Origin of the sequence: Paenibacillus sp. Dod16 (genome assembly GCF_049893405.1) — a bacterium.
GTDB lineage: Bacteria > Bacillota > Bacilli > Paenibacillales > Paenibacillaceae > Paenibacillus_AQ.
Genome location: NZ_JBNDYG010000034.1, coordinates 41999 through 62210 on the forward strand (window position 1 = coordinate 41999; position 20212 = coordinate 62210).

Sequence of the window (20212 nt, forward strand, 5' to 3'; positions counted from 1 at the left end):
GACGATTAAGTTTGGGGCAAAGCGCTAGAGTATTCGTGCTGGGTAGAGATGTCAAATATCACAAAATTGTTTTATAAATGATATATTTAGAAGGGGAAAGATGGGCTTTTGTTGAACATCCCATCTTAAGAAATAAAAGTTAATTCAATAGAGGAGAATGAGTTATGATTAAGAATTTATTTCAGCCAGAAACAAGAAAGAATTTAATGTGGTTAAATGAACCTGAACATTGGGAGTTTACAGCAGATGGCAGGCTAATCATTGATGCTCCAACGAAAGCTGACTTTTTCAAAGACCCTGGAGGTAAACATATAGCTCATTCTGCACCTTATCTGCACATCCAGGTGAATTCAACATTTCAGCTTATAACGCAGCTTCAGGTAGATATGAACGAATTGTATGATTCCGGGTGTCTGATGTTGATGGCAGATGAGAACAATTGGGCTAAGCTTTGTTTTGAGTTCAACGGTGAGTATGCTACGATCGTGTCTGTTGTTACGCAGAACGGTTTGTCGGATGATTGTAATTCTGAGCGTGTATTAGTAAGCAATCCTTATTTAAAAATAACGAAGAATGATCAACTTATTTCTTTTTACTACTCATCAGATGGTGAAGCTTGGAAATTGATTCGATACTTTGGAATGAACACCTCAGCACAGTTTACAGCGGGTGTGGTAGCCCAATCACCGAAGGGAGCAGGTTGCCGAGTCGAATTTCTGTCTTTGGTTTTATCCGAATCTGATGAAAGAAGCAGGTTTTAGATTAAACACATAATAAAGCAATCAGACAGTTCAGACTTAACCTCAAGCTTACTGTTCCTTCGCATAATTCAACCCTAAGTGATGAGCTTGGTTAAGCAGCATCTCATAATGCTTGGGATTGGAATCTAAATTCTCGTATAAAAATTCAACCTTGGAATTGGATACACCGCAATAATCTGCAATTCCCACATTGAGCAGATGAGTCATCATTTCATCATAGTTACGCTTTTTCATCTGTTCTTTCGAAACGCCCGCCAAACCAATCCACAAGACATGCTGATGATGAAGCTGGTTCGAACCGTACGCAAACCCATTGTTCCATACACGGTCTATATAACCTTTTAGCATGGCAGGCAAATGCCACCACCAAATTGGAAAAATAAATGCCAAGGCATCGTGCTTCTTCATTCGCCTTATTTCTAGTTCTACTTCAGGGGAAAAGGACTGTTCCTCTGTTGACCAATCAGGTTCATCTACTCCTTTTAAAACAGGGTCAAAACCAATCTCGTGTAAATCCAAGATCTCATAGTCGTGGCCCGCCGCAGTAAGACCTTTTACGAAACGATCGGCAACCTTAAAGGTCAGGGAATCTTTTCTTGGGTGGGAAACAACGCATAATACTCTCATACTTGTCTCTTCACTACCTTTCTCATTTCTCAACAGCTATCATATAGCCACGATCAATGGCTGATGCTATTATAAACAGTAATAAAATTATCAGGAAGTACGCACTTTCAAGTTCTATAGGATGATACAGGTGCCCTAGAAACATCGAAGTGCCCTAGACAGTTGCCCTAGAAACTTACCTGAGTAACGGACTGAAATGAATCTTATGTTCCTAGAAAAACCAGGCTTTTAACGGGGGAATGAGAGATGACTGAGAAGAGGGAAAATAACGTTCAAAAGAAGTATAAAGTTGGAGTGGAGGCGGCATTAGAAGTAATGGGGGGGAAATGGAAGCCTTTAATCATCTATCATTTGATGACAGGACGGAAACGGACGTCTGAGCTTCGACGGTTAATGCCCGACATCACGCAAAAAATGCTGACCACTCAACTAAGAGGCCTGGAAAAGGACGGGATTGTTGCACGAAAGGTTTATAAAGAGATCCCACCTAAAGTGGAGTATGAGTTAACGGTCTACGGCTGGGGATTAAAACCCGCATTAGACCATTTATGCTATTGGGGAGAAGATCACCTGGAAAAGATTTATGGCGATAAATCCAAGGTTTTGGAGGAGTTTTAAGGCAATTTTATACACCTAAAAGAATGGGTGTTTATCCTTTGAAGCTTCAATGATTGACTTGATTGTAGAGCTATCGTAAAATTTTGTTATGTCAATTATAGGTAATGCACTTACTTAAAAGTAAGGGGATGATTCAATAATGATTCATCAGCGCGAATGTCCAATTGAGACACTCATTCATGTTTTAGGCGGTAAATGGAAGCCCATGATTTTATGGCATTTGATTGAATCCAAGAAGAGGTTCAACGATCTGGAAAAGCTTATACCTGATGCTTCACAAAAAATGCTTTCACAACATCTCCGAGATTTGGAACGAGAAGGCATAGTCGATAGAACGGTTCACCCGGTTATCCCTCCAAAAGTGGAATATTCTCTTAGTGAATACGGCAGAACATTGATTCCTGTAGCAGAAATTATGTGTTCTTGGGGAGAAAATCATAATAAGCGGAAATATGAAGAGCCAGCGTCATAAAGCCGGTTCAATGAACTTGTACACGAATTCAATCAACTCAAACAAAAAGCTGCCTCGGAATTCCGGGCAGCTTTTTGTTTACCTACAGAGCACAATCCTGATATGAATGGATAACAAAACTCCTATTAGAGTAGAATTGTCGCCAATCTGTCTAAAATTCCCCCTTCCTCCCAACCTCCGCTAATATGTATCCCTTTCTGCATGCTTACTTTTAAGTAAGCACCCTACTTTAAAGTGGGTTCTTAACATCATATTGAAGCGATGCTAAGCTTGAGTTAGCCAAAATTTGGGACCCTAAAAGAGGAGGAACGAACGATGAGAATTATTGTTTTTGGAGCGACAGGGAATACAGGGAAAAGAGTGCTGTCACAAGGGATAAAAATGGGCCATGGAATGACCGCATTTGTGAGGAATTCCGAGAAGCTATATGATCAATTAGGTGAGCATTCCGCAAAGCATGTGAAGGTGATCGTGGACGATATGATGAACCCGGTAGGTGTCCGTCAGGCGCTCGTGAATCAAGACGCCGCTATTATTGCAGCAGGCCATGCAGGCCAGGGAGAAGAGTTTGTTCGTATCGTCGATAACATTATTAGCCAATGTGAATTGGAGCCTAGTTTCTCTGGGCGGGTATGGGTCATGGGAGGAGCCGGTTTACTGGATATTCCATATACCGAACTTATCGGCAACAATTTACCGGGGTTCCCACCTGAGTATAAAAATCACAACCGGAATTTCGAAAGGCTGCAACGGACTGGGCTCGATTGGTCCATGATGTGTCCGGGAACCATGATGGATTCAAGCGAGCATCCAGAGCCGGTTCATCTTCATGTAACAACGGATACCTTGCCCGTTCCGATGCCGGAGACGATTAAGGCATATTCCGAGGCAGAAATAGCCGGTCACTTGTTCAGCCGATTTCAAGAGCTGAATGTGGCTTATGACGATGTCGTAATGTGTATGTTGGACCATCTTGTGCTCGGAGGAGCGTTTAAGGGGAAAAGGGTCAGTCTAGCCTATCAAAGCAAGATATCGGTAAGCTGAGAAGAAGGGAGGGGCATGGATTTGTTTGGATTACTGCTCGTTTTGCATATATTAGCTTCGATCGCCATTATTGGCCCCGCTTTCGTGATGCCCATCATTCGAAGATCAGCAAGAACCGTCGGCCAGCTGCACTTTACTTTTGGTATATCGACCAAGCTTGCCATCATGCCTAAAATTGGCGGATTCGTACTTGTTAAGATCCTATCTGAAAGTCAAGAGCAGGGTAATGATATACCCGCCGAGTTCGGCCAGCTGATCAAAAAGATCGTACCCATCGAGACGGCAGCACAGCTGTTGATGATTGCCATATTGGTGCTCATGGTCGTTAAGCCATTTTAAAGAAGCCGATGGAGCGTCCTAACCCGCTTTTAGTCACATGATTGTGGTGCTATAATTAGGAAAATGCTGGGTAAAAGGAAAGTTGGTGATTGAAATAGGGATTTTAAAAGCGGGTTATGGCCTAGACCATAATGGCTTTATTGTAAGCGATGTGAGTAAAGACAAAATTGCGGATGTCTATGCGACTTGCATTCATGAATCGATCGAGAGCCTTAAACATTTATTTCATCAACATTTGCATAGTGTTTATGTGTACGGTAGCGTAGCCAGAGGAGAAGCGATTGCAATTAAATCAGATTTAGACCTTATCGCTATGTTCAATACCAAATTAAGTTCTGATAAGTTAGCTGAATTAAAGAAACTTGCTGGAGAACTATCTAATAATTATCGTTTTATAGTTCGGGATGTTGGTATTGCTGTAGCCTATTATGACTATACGCTTGCCCCCTCAAATTATTACGAAAATGCATTTCTTAAGGAACTCTGTGTTTGTGTATATGGAGAGGATCTAGGTGAACGATTTGGTCCTTATCAACTTACATCAGAGATAGCCATCCGTTTTAATGGTGATATTAATGAAGTTCTTAATCGGACGTTAACAAGGTTAACAACAGCTTCTGGAGAGGATTTCAAAAAAATTACACAAAGCTTCGCTCGTAAACTCATTCGAACATACTATTCAATGGTGATGGAGCGTTCTCAGATTTGGACGACACGACTTCACGAACAGTCTGAAGTCTTTCTTCATCACTTTCCAGAAAAAAAATCAATCATTCGCACTCTGCTAAATTGGATAGATGAACCGCCTACAGACCATAAGGCTGTGTATGAGTTGTTTAAGATTGAGGGGGAATGGGCTGGCGCTAACTTTACAAATGAAGCCAACATTCCTTATAAAGCTAACGGGGGCTTTAGTTGAATAAGACAATACTACACAATAAAACTTCCAGATACTTGGAGGTTTTATTTTTTTTGTTTCTGCGAGAAGTGCTTGTTTATACAGGACTATACGCGTCTTACCACTCGTTTGCCGACTTTGCACTTTCTTTAAAAATGCCGAAAAACGAGGCTTTTTTACTCTTCAAAAATGTCTCATTGCGGGAAAAGAAAGCGCTGCCGCATAATAAGGCCACACCGCTCGCGAGGTGATGAACGACATATGGAGGTGGAGAATGATGAAGCAAGCTACGGCTCAAAGGGATTTCCCGCAAACGTCCAAGCAGGTGGAGCACCGCACGAGCTTCGCGGCGAGGCTTCGCAGGGACAAATGGCTCTACCTGCTGCTGCTCCCAGGCTTGCTTTATTTTTTGGTTTTTAAATACGTGCCGATGTGGGGGGTCATGCTGGCATTCCAAAACTATCAGCCGTTTACCGGCTTTTTGAAAAGCGAATGGGTAGGCTTCGAGCATTTTCGGCTATTTTTTAACAATCCAGAGTTTTTAATGCTGCTGCGTAATACGCTGTTGCTATCGTTCTATAATCTCATCTTCTTTTTTCCCGCTCCGATTATACTGGCACTCTTGTTAAACGAAGTAAGGCTTTCGTTCTTTAAGCGCACGATTCAAACGATGATTTACGTTCCGCATTTTATATCGATGGTAATCGTGGCAAGCCTGACGTACGTGTTCCTAACCACGGAAGGCGGCACCGTCAACGAACTGTTATTCCAATATACGGGGAACAAAATCCAATTTCTGTCCGATCCGTCTTGGTTCCGCCCCGTGATTATTTTGCAGACGATCTGGAAGGAATGCGGCTGGGGAACGATTATATTCCTGGCGGCGCTGGCGGCCGTCGATGTGGAACAGTACGAAGCGGCGACGATTGACGGGGCAAACCGTTGGAGGCAAATCTGGCACATAACACTGCCGGCGATCCGCAGCACGATCGTAATTCTTTTGATTTTGCGGATGGGCAGCGTGCTGGACAACGGCTTCGAACAGATTTATCTGATGTTGAATCCGCTTAACCGCTCGGTAGGCGAAGTGTTCGACACATACGTATACGCGATGGGCATTACACAAGGCGCTTTTAGCTACAGTACGGCTGTCGGGCTGTTTAAATCGATTGTTGGCGTAACGCTGGTGCTCGGCACGAACTGGCTGGCGAAAAAGTTCGGCCAATCCGGGCTTTACTGATAAGCAAGAAAGGGGAATCAATCTATGGCCAAGCAATACAAATCCGCGGCCGGTGTCACGTTCGATGCTGCCAACTACATCGTGCTATCGTTGTTCGGGCTGGCTGCCGTGCTCCCTTTCGTCTACGTGATTGCGGGCTCTTTTGCCTCGGACGCGGAGCTTACGTCAAGAGCGGTATTTTTCATACCCAAAACATTTACATTAAACGCTTATAAGTTTATTTTTTCGACAGATACGATCATGAGAAGCATCGGCGTCTCCGTCTACATAACGGTCATCGGCACGCTCGTCAACCTGTTTTTCACGGTTACGATGGCCTATTCCTTAGCCAAGAGAGGGTTGTACGGCCGGAATCTGGTGCTGAATCTCGTCATCTTCTCCATGCTGTTTGGCGGTGGCATGATTCCGACTTATCTGGTCGTGAAGGAGCTGAACCTGCTCGATTCGCTCTGGGCTCTCATGCTGCCAGGGGCGATCAGCGCGTTTAATCTGATCATCGTCAAAAACTTTTTTCAGGAAATTCCGAAGGAGATCGAGGAGGCCGGCCGCATCGACGGCTGCTCCGAGCTTGGCCTCTTAGGGCGGATCGTGCTGCCGCTTTCAATGCCCGTCCTCGCTACGTTTACGTTGTTTTACGCCGTCGGGCATTGGAACGATTTCTTTGCGGCACTGCTGTATATTAACGATCCGGAAAAATGGCCGCTGCAGGTCATGCTGCGCCAGATCGTTCTGCTGTCGCAAGCGGCTGCAGGCGATTTGAACTCGATGGACCCTAATTTCGTGCAGCCGCCGGATCAATCGATCAAAATGGCCGTGATCGTTGTCGGCACGGTTCCGATCTTGTGTGTGTATCCGTTCCTGCAAAAGCATTTTGCCAAAGGCGTCCTGCTTGGCTCTGTCAAAGGCTAAAGTTTGTTATTCCAAATGTGTGATTCCGCTTAGGCTCTGTTGTTAATACCCGAGACACGCTGATTGATTTGCTTGGAGCTCATGCGGTTTGCAATATGATCTTAATGATAAAGGGAGGCTATTTAATGAAGAAAAAGACAATGAAGGCGAAACGTGCTTCCACATTTCTAATTCTAGGCACGGTTTGTATCGTACTGATGGCAAGCTGCTCGTCCGGTAAAAACAACGGTGGCACAGACTCTTCCAACAATTCGACGGCGGCTCCCCCTGCAAGCGCTTCCGCAGATACGCAAGAAGCGTTTAAGCTGAACATCATGCTCCCGATTTTTAAAACGAACTATCCGAAGGACGACAGTCCCGTAGCGGCTGAACTCGAGAAGCTGACCGGCACGGACATTCATTTCGAATGGGTGCCTAACGCTTCCTATGCGGATAAATTCAACATTACGCTTGCATCGGGCAATTTGCCGAAAATCATTTACGTGCCGGACTCAAAGGGCCCGAGTTTCGTTAGTGCGGTAAAATCGGGGGCGTTCTGGGATTTGACCGACAAACTCAAAAATTATCCGAACCTCAGCCAGGCCAGCGAAATCATTCTGAACAACTCCTCGATTAACGGCAAAACGTACGGCGTATATCGCGGGCGCGAGCTTGGCCGCAACGGCGTTTATTACCGCCAGGATTGGCTGGAGAACGTCGGACTTGAGCAACCGAAAACGATCGACGATTTTTACAACATGCTGAAAGCGTTCAAAGAGAAGGATCCGGACGGCAACGGTAAAGACGACACGTACGGACTGGTTATGGTCAAATGGACGGCCGGCTGGGGAGCGGGCTTCGACCAGATCAAACTGTGGTTTGGTCGACGTCGTCGACGGAGCGGCTCGAGTCGACGACAAAATCAAGGCGGCGAACGCGGCGGCGGGCAATGATTCAAGGGAGCATTACATGGATGTGTTCGGTGCAGTAACCGGTGCGGATGGTCAAATTCGCACGCTGCCTACTTCCGGTTTTGCCGGCCTATTGGCCATTCCGAAGTCGAGTGTGAAGACTGAGGAGGAAGTCGACCGCATTCTGAAATTTCTAGATCAGCTGAACGAGCCTGACCTGCAAACGCTGACCAGCTTCGGCCTTGAAGGCGTGCATTATACCAAGATCGACGATACAACGCTGGAAAGAAGTACGGATTCCGTGCTGCTCGAGTCTGAAGTCGAAGGTCTTAACCAGATGGTACCTTACATTCCTGAAGGAAAAGGGCTGCAAGTGGCCCAGACACCGCTTCGCTTAAAACAAACAGAGGTTCAAATAAAAAACCGGGAAACCATCGTCGCCAATCCGGCGGAGCCGTTTATTTCTGAGGTGTATTCGCAAAAAGGACAACAGCTTGGCAATATTATTAATGATGCCCGCATTAAATTCATCGTCGGCCAAATCGACGAGCAAGGCTGGCGCGATGCAATCGAACTGTGGAAAAAATCCGGGGGCAACGATTACGTGAAGGAAATCAACGAGCTGTACGCAGCGTCCAAATCCTAGACGAAGTCAATTAGCAGTGATATTCAGCGGAAAAAAGAGGCCAACTGCCTCTTTTTTCTCTATCCGAATTTTTCTTCCGAGAGTCCCCACAAAGTGACGGTAGCTGCTCTGTAGCCAAGACTCCACGATGGCCGGTTTTTGGAATTCCTCTGTTTTTTAAACAATTTACTCTGAAAATATGCAGGTTTTATTAGTAGGACCGCGTTATGCTAATTAAGACAGTCGATTTTATTTCGCTGTTGCTATATTTGAATACGCTTACATATCTGAAAGGCAAAGGACCGCCTAACAAAGGAAGGCAAAACTAATTTTAGATATGGTTGGTGAGCTGACGATGAATGGATGGAAAATGTTATTGGCCCGCTTATCCGGCAGATCTGGCAGCTTCTATAGGAAAAGCTTAATCATGTTCCTGTTTGTTGCCGGAATTCCCGGCATTATTACCGGGGTTCTCGTATATTCGATGGCCGGTGGTAAGCTGGAAAAGGAGCTGCTGAAGCTCCATAACAACCAGATTGAGCAGCGGTCGCAGAACCTGAATAAACAGCTGTCCAATCTCGAAATGATGCTGGCGCATTGGGCGTTCGATACGAGCTTCGATTATTCGCTCGGCGAACGCGACTTCGTGCGTGATTTTGAGAAGACCCGCGATATTACGAATACGCTGCTCGTCATGCAGGGCTCCAATACGATGATTCGTAACGTCAGCCTCTATTTGCGCGGAAGCCAGCCGGTATTGTTTTATCCGGAATATTCCGCTTTACATGATGCAAGTGTCATCAAGTTATACAACCAACTGCTTGACGCAGGAAAAACGACGTATTGGACACAGCTAACGCTGGATCCCGATCAGCCGGGAAAACGGGAATTGACGTTTGTGCATCTCGTTCCCGGTGGCAGCCAAAAACCGATTGGAGCCTTGATCGTCCGCTTGGACAGCGATCAAGTCGCGGAAGCGCTGCAGACCATTACTCCTTATGCCGACGGCGAAAATTTTCTAACGGAGCCGAGCAGTCATCTATTCGTATCCGCCAACGGGAGCTCGATAGATTCGACGTTCGTAAAGGCAGTCAGAAGCGAGGTCGAGTCAAACGTGAACAGTGAAGGCTCGTTTCTTTATGAATGGAACGACAAGACCTATGCGGTCACGTACGGTTATTTCGCACGAATCATGGATAACTGGCTGTACGTGTCGGCTTCGCCGATCACTAATATAACTGCACCGGTCGTTTTTATATCCAAAGTCATTTTGACGGTCAGCTTGAGCGCTCTCTTGCTGGCAATAGGGCTTGCTTGGCTTGCATCGATCCGAATGTACTTACCTGTAAAAAGGCTAATGAAGGATTTGCTGCCAAGCGCCTCCTTATCGGGCGGAGGCCGGGAGGACGAGTTTACGCTAATCGAGCGGCAATGGCAGCATTTAAGCAGGGAGAGTCGGGAGCTGAACGCCAAGTGGCTCGAGCAGCTGCCGCATGTAAAGGAAAGCTTTCTCCATCAGCTCCTTCAGGGCTATTTGTACGCCTATACGGAGGAGGACCTGCGGTCACGGATGGAACGGTATAAATGGCAGGTGTGCGGAAAGCAATTTGTCGTGCTGTACGTACAGCTTACCGGGATCGCCAGCATGGAAGGGAAGTTCAAGTTTGGCGACGAGGGACTGGTTACCTTCGCATCCGTCAACATGATCGAAGAGCTGGCGGATTCGTATTTCGAGCAAAGCAGCACGATCAATTTCCATGATCTTGGATCAGGGGTGCTGCTCATCTTGCCGGAAGGGGAGCCATGTACAGAAACGATCAAATCGTTTTGCGAAAAGCTTGCGCAGACGGTTAACCGGTTGCTGAACATGGTGGTGACGGTGGCGATCAGCCGGGCTACCGGCCGTGTAAGCGACATACCGCTCGCATTTGAAGGCGTGAAACACGCAGCCAGCTTCCGCAAATTCGATAACGATAACCAGATTATCGAAATGGAGCAGCTGAATTTCGAGGATTCGTCCGAACCGCAGTATCCCTTTACGCTGGAAAGAGAATTTCTTCAGGCGCTTCGAACCGGACAGGAAGCGGACGCCAACGCCTTGCTCGTTGAATTCCAGAATGCGCTGTCCGTGCAGGAGGCAAAAGCGATAGATGTCCAGCAGGGGATGCTTCATTTGCTGGGTTCCGTCCAGCATGCGATTCTGGTATCCGGTATTCAGCCGAATCGTTTGTTCAAGGGCGCCAACCTGTATGAGCAGCTTTCCCAGATTAAAGAACCTGCTGGCGCCAGGGAATGGTTCCAAGTGAAGGTGATCGCCCCTTTCTTGAAGGAGCTGACGACCCGAACGGATGGCCAGGTCAAACGGCTGATTGAGCATGCCATGATCTATATGCAGCAAAACTATATGCACGACATTTCGCTCGACAATTGTGCCGACCACATCGGCACGAACCCGTTTTTCCTGAGCAAATCATTCAAACAGGTCACCGGCAAAAACTTTATCGATTATTTGACCGAGCTGCGTATGGAAAAAGCGAAGGAGCTTCTTCGGGAATCGGAGATGAAAATTAACACGGTCGCCGAACAAGTCGGATATCGGCACAGCTATTTTAATCGGATCTTTAAAAAGCTCGAGGGCATGACTCCTACCCGTTATCGTGAACTTAGCCGGGCAGATTAGGAAGTAAGCTGCGATAAACAGATCGAAAGAAGCAGCCGGCAGCGGTTCATGATGTGACCGCTGCCGGCTTTATTGTGATGCGCAGGGCTGCGAAGCACCAGAAAAACCTTAACGTGCAATAAAGTGCAATTCTCGCGAAATCGTGCAATTTAGCCCGGCGGATGCCATCAAGAAAGTGCCATTGCCGGGAAAGCCGCAGCTGTCTACAATGAGGGCGTTGAAAGAACGGAAGCCAAGAAAACGTTTAGGAGATGATGCCATGAACGACACGCGAGTATCACTGCGTTGGTTAAAGGCAGCCGCTGATATTCCGGCCGGGCTGACTTGGGGAATGCCGTGGAAGGAGGGGGAGCTTTCACGGGACGACCGGCTGTCGCTGCACTTGGAGGGCGGGACTGCCCCTGCACTGCAAAGCTGGCCGACTGCATATTGGCCGGACGGCAGCGTCAAATGGACGGCGCATGCCGCCGCATTTCCGACTGGTGCCCCTCATGGGTATACCATCGTGAAGGGAGATTCCAAACATTCACCAACAGCGGCTTCATTGTCCGTACGTGAAGCAGAGGATGGCTTTACCATCGACACGGGCGTCATTTCCTTTCGGGTACCGAAAACAGGTAGCCAAATGATCGCTGATGTTCTACGAAACGGTGTCAGTATAAGCTCTTATGGCGAGTTGATCGCTATCAAGGAAAGCGTAAGCGAGCTGACCGGGAGCCGAACGATCCGGGAGGAACGTTATCAATCCCAAATCTACGAAGCGAAGGTGGAGCAAGCAGGTCCGGTACGAGCGGTCGTCAAGCTGACGGGCCGCCACCGTGCCGTGAACGGAACTGGTGAATGGCTTCCTTTTTCGCTTCGCCTGTATGCTTACGCGGGTCTGGAGTCGATCCGGATGGTGCATACGTTTTTTTATGACGGCAATCCGAACCAGGATTTCGTGAAAGGACTCGGCATCCGTTTCACCCTGCCGATTCGTGGGCCGCTGTACAACCGCCACATCCGATTTGCCGGTGATACCGGTTATTTAAGCGAATCGCCCAAAACGCTTCATTCGCGGCGCACAAAAGGCAGATATTTGGAGCTGTTCAAGCGTCAGCTCAATGGGGAAACACTGACCGACGTAGAAATGGACGACGAGTACTTTATGAGTCTGCTGCACGACTCCGCAAGCTGGGACGGCTTTAAGGTGACGCAGTTCTCCGCCGACCATTATCTGATGGCCAAGCGGACCAGGGCAGGCTGCAGCTGGATCAAATCCGGAGAAGGCCGGAGAGCGCGCGGTGTTGCATATGTCGGTGGGCCCGGCGGCGGACTGGCTCTTGCGATGCGCAATTTCTGGCAAAAGCATCCTTCGGGCATGGAGGCGCACGGTCTCACAGAGGACCAGGCGCAGCTGATCGCCTGGTTCTGGTCCCCGGAAGCGCCGGCCATGGACATGCGCCATTACGATACGTTAACGCATGTTGAATCTTCCTACGAAGGCGCGGAAGAGCTGCGGGCAACTCCGTACGGCGTCGGCAATACGAGCGAGCTGACGATTTGGTGCCGGGCGTTTACGCCGTCGCCAGTTGAGCTGGAGGCTTACGCGAGCTATAACGACTCGCCTCCGCAGCTTGTATGCGAGCCGGCTTATTTGCGGAGCCAAGGCGCTTTTGGCATTTGGAGCTTGCCGGACAGGGGAACGCCCGCCAAATCCCGCCTCGAAGAGAAGCTGGACGGGATCATCGCCTTTTACCAAAGGGAGGTGGAGCAGAGGCGCTGGTACGGCTTCTGGGATTACGGCGATTTCATGCACAGCTACGACCCTGCGCGCCATGTCTGGAATTATGACCTCGGCGGCTGTGCTTGGCAAAATACGGAGCTGGTCCCGAACATGTGGCTGTGGCTGATGTTTTTGCGCTCGGGACGTGAAGATATTTTCCGGATGGCGGAGGCGATGACGCGCCATACGAGCGAGGTCGACGTCTATCATTTCGGTGAATACGCCGGGCTCGGTTCGCGGCATAACGTCGTCCATTGGGGCTGCGGCTGCAAGGAGGCACGGATCGGCATGGCCGGACTCCATCGCTACTATTATTATTTAACGGGGGACGAGCGGATCGGGGATATGATGGACGAGGCGAAGGATGCCGACTATACGACCGTCCATATCGATCCGATGCGCGCCTATTTTCCCAAGGACGAGCATAAGACCCATATCCGGGTCGGCCCGGATTGGGCGGCTTTAAGCTCCAACTGGATGACCCGCTGGGAGCGCAAAGAGGATATGTTTTACCGCGATAAACTGCTTACCGGCATTCAATGCATTAAACAGGCGAATTACGGTCTGATCTCCGGTCCGACTTACGGTTATGATCCGAATACCGGCTTGCTGACGTCGATGGGTGACGACAACTGGGGGCGCCATCTGGCGTTATGCATGGGCGCGCCGCAGGTATGGTTCGAGCTGTCCGGCATGCTGAAGGATAAACAGTGGGACGACATGATGGCCGATTTCGGTGTTTTCTATAATCTTTCGCAGGAAGAAAAGGATCAAATCACAGGCGGCGCCATCAGCACAAAGCGGTTTGAGCATCCAGTTCTGACGCTGGCCCTCGTCGCTTACGGCGCGTGGTACCGTAAGGACAGGCGTACAGCCGATGTTGCCTGGTCGACGCTGCTGGGACACTCTTTTGCAACCACAGACCTGGAAAAAGATGCCGTTGACGTTACGTACGTCGACAAGCTGAAGGAGATTGACTGGATGAATACGAATGAGGCGTCGCAATGGTCTTTGAACACGATCATCAGCCTGGAACTGATCCCAGATTCTTTACCTGACCATGTAGACTCGGCCCGCCAGGAAGCTAATGTGTAATGCAGCTCGGTTATCGCTCGTCGCCCATGCGCGGTAACCCAGACATGGGAAGAAAGGAGCGTGAATACGATGACAACAGATCAACCAACCGAAACAGGGGTCGTGCATACTGCTAAAAGCCCGCTGATTCCCGAAAGTTGGCGTGCGATTTATGCAAACCCACTCTCCAAGCCCGAGCATGTCGCGGATTTTCGAATGGAGGGAGAAGGAGCCATCACGTTTCCTTTGGGACGTATGCGGCTCGAAAGCGTCCGCGACGAGGCGGAGGGGCAGCGAGCCAATTTCGTATTGTGGTGCCCGGAGAACTTTCCGGCGGACGCCGCCGTCTCATGGGATTTTTGGCCGGTACGCGAGCCGGGCCTGGCGATTATGTTTTTTAGCGCAAGCGGCACGCAAGGCAGGGATTTGTTCGATTCTTCCATCAAGCCACGGACTGGTGAATACGACCAGTATCATCACGGCGAAATGAACGCTTTCCACGTTTCTTACTTCCGGAGGAAGTGGGAGGAGGAGCGGAAGTTTCATACATGCAATTTGCGTAAAAGCTACGGCTTCCACCTGGTCGCGCAAGGTGCCGACCCGATTCCGGGTGTCATGGACGCAGTCGGACCATACCGGATGCTGATCGTTAAGAGCGGACATCGCATTACGTTTGCCGTTAACAATCTTCCGCTTTTCTCGTGGAAAGACGACGGCGTCACGTACGGGCTTCCAATCGCTGGCGGAAAGCTCGGTTTCCGCCAGATGGCGCCTCTGATTGGAGAATACGCGAATTTAACCGTATATGCCGAAAGTAAATCGTAGTAAACACCGTTAATTCCATAATTACTGTCAAAGCCTCTTCCATCTCAGTAGAGGCTTTGACCAAGGAGGCTTTGCACATTGAAGTTAACTATTGCTAATGCCGATCTAAAGCAGGTTGTCGGGTGCGTTGCAGATTACACCTTCGGCATGGATCTCACTTGGGACTGGCCTTGCGGCGTCGCCTATTACGGGATCAGCCGTGCCTTTGAAGTGACTGGCGAGCAAGCATATTTGGAACGGATGATAGAGTGGTGCGATGAATATATCGAAGCAGGACTTCCGGGATGGACGGTCAACACATGCTCGATGGGACATATGCTGCTCACCCTTTACGAACAGACGAAGGATCAGAGATACCTCGATATCATCATGAGCAAGGTGGACTATCTGGAGAACAACGCCCTGCGTTTCGGTGACGGTGTGCTCCAGCACACGGTGTCGGCTAAAAACGATTTTCCGGAGCAATGCTGGGCGGACACTCTGTTTATGGCGGGATATTTCCTATTACGCGCAGGCGTGGTGCTTGGGGAGAAGCAGCTTATTGACGATGCACTTCATCAGTTTTATTGGCATATTAATTATTTGCAGGACGAGAATACCAGCCTGTGGTATCACGGATATAACCACCTTAATAAAGATCATATGTCAGGAATGTATTGGGCACGCGCCAACGCTTGGGCGGCCTATACGATGTCACGCGTGGGACATGTGCTGCCGCAAGCTTACCTGTACCCACCATTTATGCATATTATAAGCTCGCTGCGAGACCAGCTTGCCGCCATCAAAAAGCTGCAGAAGGATGACGGCCTCTGGGGCACCGTGCTCGACTACCCGGAAGCTTATGGCGAGGTGTCAGCCACGGCTGGCATTGCCGCGGCAATGGTGATGCAGAATAATCCGCTTCATGCCAAACATGTAAAGCGGGCGTTAAAGGGCGTGCTGGCTAATATTTCCGAACGAGGACGGGTGCTTAACGTATCCGGTGGAACCGCCGTCATGAACGACATCAGGGGTTATCTCGAAGTGGATAAAAAATGGGCCCAGGGCTGGGGGCAGGGACTTGCGCTTGCCTTACTTTCCGCAGTTATCGAAATGAACAACACGGGAGAACAGGATATCGGATAGATGTTCATATTAAGGAGGGGTGTCGATTTATGAAAACCGTCCATGAGCAGCACAAGTTTGATGCACAGAAGACATCCGGGGTACAAATGGAATTTCTGGACCGGGGGTTGGTTGCAGCAGCGACAACAGAAGGAATTTTTCTCAGCTGGAGATTGCTCGGGAATGAAGTGACCGGTTATAGTGGTAACGGAATGATCGGCACCAATTTCAACCTGTATCGTAGTGGCGACTTTATCGCAGCTGTCCACGACAGCACCAACTATTTGGACCCCAGCGGGACATTAACATCGGTTTATTATGTTTGTGCCGTTGTGGACGGACAGGAAGTCGACCGATGTGCCGATGTCACTCCCTGGGTCGGTCCGTACTATGAATTACCTCTTCGAAAACCGGCGGACGGCGTCACGCCAACTGGCCAAATCTATACATACGCGGCAAATGATATGAGCGTCGGGGATGTAGATGGCGACGGTGAGTACGAGTACTTTGTAAAATGGGATCCGTCCAATGCCAAGGATGTATCGCATTCCGGCTACACCGGTCCGGTATATATCGACTGCTATAAGCTGGACGGAACTCTCCTCTACCGGATTGAGCTTGGTGTGAACATTCGGGCGGGTGCTCACTATACACAATTTCTGGTCTATGATTTTGACGGAGACGGGAAAGCTGAGCTGATGTTCAAGACAGCGCCCGGTACGAAGGTCATAAGGTACGATCAGGAAGGTATAATGTCCTCCGAAACCTATATAACCATGCCTCCGGAGGATGTGGATGCGGGGTATAGTCATCAGGACGACTATCGAATGTGCAGCGCGGACTACTATAAGCATATTGTCCATATGTTTATGAGCTGGCACTCGCATGAAGAGGTAGTGACCGGTCGTTGGCCCTCTACACTGGAAGAATGCTTCGGAATCGATCGTCGTTACAGTTATCCTTTGCTAAAGGAGGATGCGGAGCGGCTGGCCGATTATTTTCTTGACGTCTATGCTCCCAGCCGGAGCGGGCGCAACAACTTGCGATCATTCGAGGGCTTTATTCTTGAAGGGCCAGAATATTTAACTGTTTTCCAAGGACAAACAGGCGAAGAATTGGAGACGATCCCCTATAAGCCGGGGCGGCTTGATGACGGTCTGATGTGGGGGGATTATGCTTGGAATCGCATCGAGCCCGGAAACCGCGTGGATCGATTCCTGGCAGGAGTTGCCTATTTGGACGGGAAAAAACCGTTTGCGATCTTTGCTCGCGGTTATTATACCCGGGCTGCCGTCGCAGCTTATTCCTGGGACGGAACGCACCTTAAGGAGCACTGGTTCGTTGACAGCGGTTGGGTTTCGATGAATAATCCTTTTTATGATACGCTCCGTCTGGAGGACGGCCGGAATGAGAACTTTGGCAGCCTCGCTAAACAAGGGGCGCATTCCTTAAGCATTGCAGATGTAGACGGAGACGGCTGCCATGAAATTATTTACGGGTCGGCGACCATCGATCATGACGGATCCATTTTATACAGCTCCCGAGGTGTAATGCCACCGGAAAGCAAGGCACCTGGAAAAATCGCCAAGCTGGGTCACGGCGATGCCCTTCATGTAGCGAACATTGATCCAGACCGGCAGGGATTGGAGATTTTCATGGTGCATGAAAGCGGTGACTCGGGACCTTACGGATTCACTCTGCGCGACGCGGCTACTGGCGAGGTATTGCACGGCGGTTTCGCCGTCGATGATGTAGGGCGCGGGATGATCGGACAGGTTGATCCGGCCCAAAAGGGGCTTCAAATATGGTGCAGCGAGGGTTATGAAAGCGATGAAGCATTCGGCTTGATGACATGTAGAGGAGACCAAATGGCAAAACAGATTCCGGGCACGAACATGAGCATCAAGTGGTCGGCCAACATGACAACACAGGTGATCAACGGAAGTTTCGACGAGCCTGTTACAATCGACGATTGGAAACAAGGCAGGCTGCTTACGGCAGAAGGTGCAGTTTCCAATAACGGAACGAAGGGAAATCCTTGCCTTGTCGCTGATGTTTTCGGAGATTGGAGAGAAGAGCTGCTAGTACGAACAAAGGATAGCTCGGCGATTCGGATCTACCTGAGCACCGAGGTAACCGACCGAAAATTGTATACGTTAATGCATGATGCCCAGTACAGAACCGGTGTCGCATGGCAGAATGTGGTCTATAACCAGCCCTGCTACACAAGCTTTTATTTTGCTTCCGATATCGATTGGGCGAAGGTCCCTACCCCAAATCTATATTTACCTTGTGTATGCATACGTGATCGCAACTGATGTTTCCGCGGGTGGCCATCCATGTTTGTTGACTTTATTAATTGGGGCAAATGATCAGTTTAGTACTGGCCGCTTCTCAGTGAAACCAGGTTATCCGTCAGTTGCGCTCCGCTCATTGACGAAGGGAATTTGCAGTACGTCTGCTGTGGAGTATATACGCTAAGGAGGAAACAGGATGGCGAAAATTTTGATGTGCTTTCCGGAAGGGCGGCACAAAGCGTTAACGATGAGCTACGACGACGGCCGATTCGCCGATCGGCGGCTGGTAGACACGTTTAACCGAAATGGGCTTAAAGGAACTTTTCATATCAATTCCGGACTGGTCGGAACGCATGACAAGGTGGGTGCAGATGAGGTCAAAACGCTCTATACAGGTCACGAGGTGTCGGCACATACGCTGACTCACCCTACGATCGCTCGCTGCCCGAACGAGCAAATCGTGCACGAAATCATGGAAGATCGGCGAAATCTGGAACGTATCGTGGGTTATACGGTGCGTGGGATGTCGTATCCGAACGGCTCTTACAACCACAGAATCAAAGAAATGCTGCCAGGTCTCGGCATGGAGTATGCCAGAGTCGTTGACAGCACTGGACATTTCGGAATGCCGGACGATTTTCTGGAATGGAAGCCGACATGCCACCATAATCGTGACCTGATGAAGCATGCGGAAACCTTCGTCAGCTTGCACAAAAAGCAATATCTGTATCTGATGTACGTATGGGGCCACAGCTACGAGTTCGATAACGACGATAATTGGGAACTTATGGAAGAGTTTGGTGCCTATATTGGGGGCAATCCGGACATTTGGTATTGTACCAACATTGAGCTTGTCGATTACGCCAAGGCATTCGAAAGGCTGAAGTTTGCAGCTGACTTGGATTTTGTTTACAACCCTTCAGCGTTAAACGTCTGGTTGAACGTGGACGGAGAGATCGTCGAAGTGAAAGGCGGCGAGTTAATCAAGTTTTAATACGAAGAGAGGAATGGAGGGAAGTAGGATGAACCAAGGGATGACCAAAGAACCTATACTCATCGGCAAGCTGGATATACGGGCGGCAGGTTCACGTTGTAAAATGCTGCTCGGCGACTTGAACGGAGACGGCCGGATGGAGATGCTGCTCGTGCAGCCCGACAACCGCCAAGACGTGCGTTATATTCCCCATCAGGTGCAGTGCCTCACTGCGTTTGATCTAGAGGGGAATCTGCTCTGGCAAACGGGGAAGCCGGATCCGGGAGCAGGCAGCCAAGGGTCGGACTATCCGGCACAAATTGTCGATATCGACGGAGACGGCCGGTTGGAGGTGCTGTGCGTTATGGATAGCCGGCTCATCGTCATCAACGGGCACGACGGAAGCGTTAGGTCGTCCCATGAGCTTCCGGACCCTGAGGCGCACGACTGCATTATCATTGCGAATTTGACAGGCAACCCGAATGGGCGAGATTTCATTCTTAAGGATCGTTATCATCGCATGTGGGCTATGGACCGGAACTTCAATTTGCTCTGGACGCACGAGGGCAACCCCGGCCATTTCCCTTGGGCATATGATTTGGACGGTGATGGATACGACGAAGTGATGGCCGGTTATACGCTGCTGGACCATGACGGCACGCCGTTATGGAGCTGCCGTGAATTGGATGATCACGCCGATTGCATTTGGATCGGTGATGTGAACGGCGACGGAGAGCCTGAGCTTGTGATCGGAGGGAGCGTAACGGTCATGTATGGCCGTTACGGCAAGGAATTATGGCGCTACGAAGGCTCAATCGAGTCACAGCATATAGCGCTCGGGCGCTTCCGAAGCGACTTGCAGGGAATGCAAATTGCCGGGCTGGATCGACTCGTGAGAGAGGACGACGGTAAGGGCTTAATTGGCAAGGACGCCTTGTTCCTGCTTGACAGCAGCGGACAAGAGGTGTGGAAGGAAGACCGGAAGACACCCGGCTGGCTTACGATTATCGAGCCTTTGAGCGGGTGGGCGGTTGGCGCACCAGACTATATTTTGGCATACCGGCGCGGTGG

18 protein-coding genes (1 of these 18 only partly in view) are annotated in these 20212 nt (G+C 49.4%); 17 read left to right on the top strand and 1 reads right to left on the bottom strand.

Annotation, left to right across the window (positions count from 1 at the left end):
• Positions 1 to 164: 164 nt before the first annotated feature.
• Entirely contained in the window at positions 165 to 761 is a 597-nt protein-coding gene (locus tag ACPV3A_RS23340) for a DUF1349 domain-containing protein (protein ID WP_426201486.1), read from the top strand.
• A 48-nt stretch (positions 762 to 809) separates the two neighbouring features.
• Here ACPV3A_RS23340 and ACPV3A_RS23345 read toward each other — a convergent pair whose 3' ends face one another.
• Positions 810 to 1388, bottom strand: coding sequence for an NAD(P)H oxidoreductase (locus ACPV3A_RS23345; protein WP_426201488.1), 579 nt, complete (start codon positions 1386 to 1388; stop codon positions 810 to 812).
• 246 nt (positions 1389 to 1634) lie between these two features.
• On the opposite strand from ACPV3A_RS23345, the gene ACPV3A_RS23350 reads away from it, so the two are divergent.
• From ACPV3A_RS23350 to ACPV3A_RS23425, 16 genes are all read left to right on the top strand, one after another.
• A complete protein-coding gene (locus ACPV3A_RS23350; protein WP_194542942.1) occupies positions 1635 to 2006 on the top strand; it encodes a winged helix-turn-helix transcriptional regulator in 372 nt (123 codons plus the stop codon).
• 139 nt (positions 2007 to 2145) lie between these two features.
• The gene (locus tag ACPV3A_RS23355; RefSeq protein WP_071219003.1) at positions 2146 to 2478 is read left to right on the top strand and encodes a winged helix-turn-helix transcriptional regulator; all 333 of its coding nucleotides are present in this window, start codon (positions 2146 to 2148) and stop codon (positions 2476 to 2478) included.
• Positions 2479 to 2793: 315 nt separating this feature from the next.
• Positions 2794 to 3522, top strand: coding sequence for an NAD(P)-dependent oxidoreductase (locus tag ACPV3A_RS23360; RefSeq protein WP_426201490.1), 729 nt, complete (start codon positions 2794 to 2796; stop codon positions 3520 to 3522).
• 15 nt (positions 3523 to 3537) lie between these two features.
• Complete coding sequence (locus ACPV3A_RS23365; RefSeq protein WP_194542939.1) at positions 3538 to 3861, top strand: hypothetical protein; 324 nt, start codon at positions 3538 to 3540, stop codon at positions 3859 to 3861.
• Between the two features lie 85 nt (positions 3862 to 3946).
• Complete coding sequence (locus tag ACPV3A_RS23370; protein ID WP_426201492.1) at positions 3947 to 4780, top strand: nucleotidyltransferase domain-containing protein; 834 nt, start codon at positions 3947 to 3949, stop codon at positions 4778 to 4780.
• Between the two features lie 256 nt (positions 4781 to 5036).
• Positions 5037 to 5999, top strand: a complete 963-nt coding sequence (locus ACPV3A_RS23375) for an ABC transporter permease (protein ID WP_194544812.1) — start codon at positions 5037 to 5039, stop codon at positions 5997 to 5999.
• Between the two features lie 24 nt (positions 6000 to 6023).
• A complete protein-coding gene (locus ACPV3A_RS23380; RefSeq protein ID WP_071219006.1) occupies positions 6024 to 6908 on the top strand; it encodes a carbohydrate ABC transporter permease in 885 nt (294 codons plus the stop codon).
• A gap of 125 nt (positions 6909 to 7033) precedes the next feature.
• Positions 7034 to 7840 carry an extracellular solute-binding protein gene (locus ACPV3A_RS23385; protein ID WP_426201494.1) on the top strand — a complete coding sequence of 269 codons (807 nt, stop codon included), beginning with the start codon at positions 7034 to 7036 and terminating at the stop codon, positions 7838 to 7840.
• Between the two features lie 16 nt (positions 7841 to 7856).
• Positions 7857 to 8444, top strand: a complete 588-nt coding sequence (locus ACPV3A_RS23390; protein WP_426201496.1) for a hypothetical protein — start codon at positions 7857 to 7859, stop codon at positions 8442 to 8444.
• Between the two features lie 334 nt (positions 8445 to 8778).
• A complete protein-coding gene (locus ACPV3A_RS23395; RefSeq protein WP_426201497.1) occupies positions 8779 to 11103 on the top strand; it encodes a helix-turn-helix transcriptional regulator in 2325 nt (774 codons plus the stop codon).
• A 259-nt stretch (positions 11104 to 11362) separates the two neighbouring features.
• Positions 11363 to 13963 carry a hypothetical protein gene (locus ACPV3A_RS23400; RefSeq protein ID WP_426201499.1) on the top strand — a complete coding sequence of 867 codons (2601 nt, stop codon included), beginning with the start codon at positions 11363 to 11365 and terminating at the stop codon, positions 13961 to 13963.
• Positions 13964 to 14032: 69 nt separating this feature from the next.
• On the top strand, positions 14033 to 14767 hold the full coding sequence (locus ACPV3A_RS23405; protein ID WP_220685080.1) for a DUF1961 family protein: 735 nt from the start codon (positions 14033 to 14035) through the stop codon (positions 14765 to 14767).
• Between the two features lie 78 nt (positions 14768 to 14845).
• Positions 14846 to 15892, top strand: a complete 1047-nt coding sequence (locus ACPV3A_RS23410; RefSeq protein WP_426201501.1) for a glycoside hydrolase family 88/105 protein — start codon at positions 14846 to 14848, stop codon at positions 15890 to 15892.
• Positions 15893 to 15921: 29 nt separating this feature from the next.
• Entirely contained in the window at positions 15922 to 18189 is a 2268-nt protein-coding gene (locus ACPV3A_RS23415) for a rhamnogalacturonan lyase (protein ID WP_426201503.1), read from the top strand.
• Between the two features lie 175 nt (positions 18190 to 18364).
• Complete coding sequence (locus ACPV3A_RS23420; RefSeq protein WP_194542933.1) at positions 18365 to 19162, top strand: polysaccharide deacetylase family protein; 798 nt, start codon at positions 18365 to 18367, stop codon at positions 19160 to 19162.
• A gap of 13 nt (positions 19163 to 19175) precedes the next feature.
• Positions 19176 to 20212, top strand: the 5' portion of a protein-coding gene (locus ACPV3A_RS23425; RefSeq protein WP_426201505.1) for an FG-GAP-like repeat-containing protein. It continues 280 nt past the right edge of the window; the window shows 1037 of its 1317 coding nt (coding positions 1–1037); it begins with the start codon at positions 19176 to 19178; its stop codon lies beyond the right edge, outside the window.

Bases quoted from the DNA above. Each gene is read 5' to 3' on its own strand.
- ACPV3A_RS23350 (WP_194542942.1), top strand. From the start codon at position 1,635: ATGACTGAGAAGAGGGAAAATAACGTTCAAAAGAAGTATAAAGTTGGA.
- ACPV3A_RS23415 (WP_426201503.1), top strand. From the start codon at position 15,922: ATGAAAACCGTCCATGAGCAGCACAAGTTTGATGCACAGAAGACATCC.
- ACPV3A_RS23390 (WP_426201496.1), top strand. From the start codon at position 7,857: ATGGATGTGTTCGGTGCAGTAACCGGTGCGGATGGTCAAATTCGCACG.
- ACPV3A_RS23355 (WP_071219003.1), top strand. From the start codon at position 2,146: ATGATTCATCAGCGCGAATGTCCAATTGAGACACTCATTCATGTTTTA.
- ACPV3A_RS23345 (WP_426201488.1), bottom strand. From the start codon at position 1,388: ATGAGAGTATTATGCGTTGTTTCCCACCCAAGAAAAGATTCCCTGACC.
- ACPV3A_RS23385 (WP_426201494.1), top strand. From the start codon at position 7,034: ATGAAGAAAAAGACAATGAAGGCGAAACGTGCTTCCACATTTCTAATT.
- ACPV3A_RS23375 (WP_194544812.1), top strand. From the start codon at position 5,037: ATGAAGCAAGCTACGGCTCAAAGGGATTTCCCGCAAACGTCCAAGCAG.
- ACPV3A_RS23340 (WP_426201486.1), top strand. From the start codon at position 165: ATGATTAAGAATTTATTTCAGCCAGAAACAAGAAAGAATTTAATGTGG.
- ACPV3A_RS23395 (WP_426201497.1), top strand. From the start codon at position 8,779: ATGAATGGATGGAAAATGTTATTGGCCCGCTTATCCGGCAGATCTGGC.
- ACPV3A_RS23420 (WP_194542933.1), top strand. From the start codon at position 18,365: ATGGCGAAAATTTTGATGTGCTTTCCGGAAGGGCGGCACAAAGCGTTA.
- ACPV3A_RS23360 (WP_426201490.1), top strand. From the start codon at position 2,794: ATGAGAATTATTGTTTTTGGAGCGACAGGGAATACAGGGAAAAGAGTG.
- ACPV3A_RS23400 (WP_426201499.1), top strand. From the start codon at position 11,363: ATGAACGACACGCGAGTATCACTGCGTTGGTTAAAGGCAGCCGCTGAT.
- ACPV3A_RS23380 (WP_071219006.1), top strand. From the start codon at position 6,024: ATGGCCAAGCAATACAAATCCGCGGCCGGTGTCACGTTCGATGCTGCC.
- ACPV3A_RS23405 (WP_220685080.1), top strand. From the start codon at position 14,033: ATGACAACAGATCAACCAACCGAAACAGGGGTCGTGCATACTGCTAAA.
- ACPV3A_RS23365 (WP_194542939.1), top strand. From the start codon at position 3,538: ATGGATTTGTTTGGATTACTGCTCGTTTTGCATATATTAGCTTCGATC.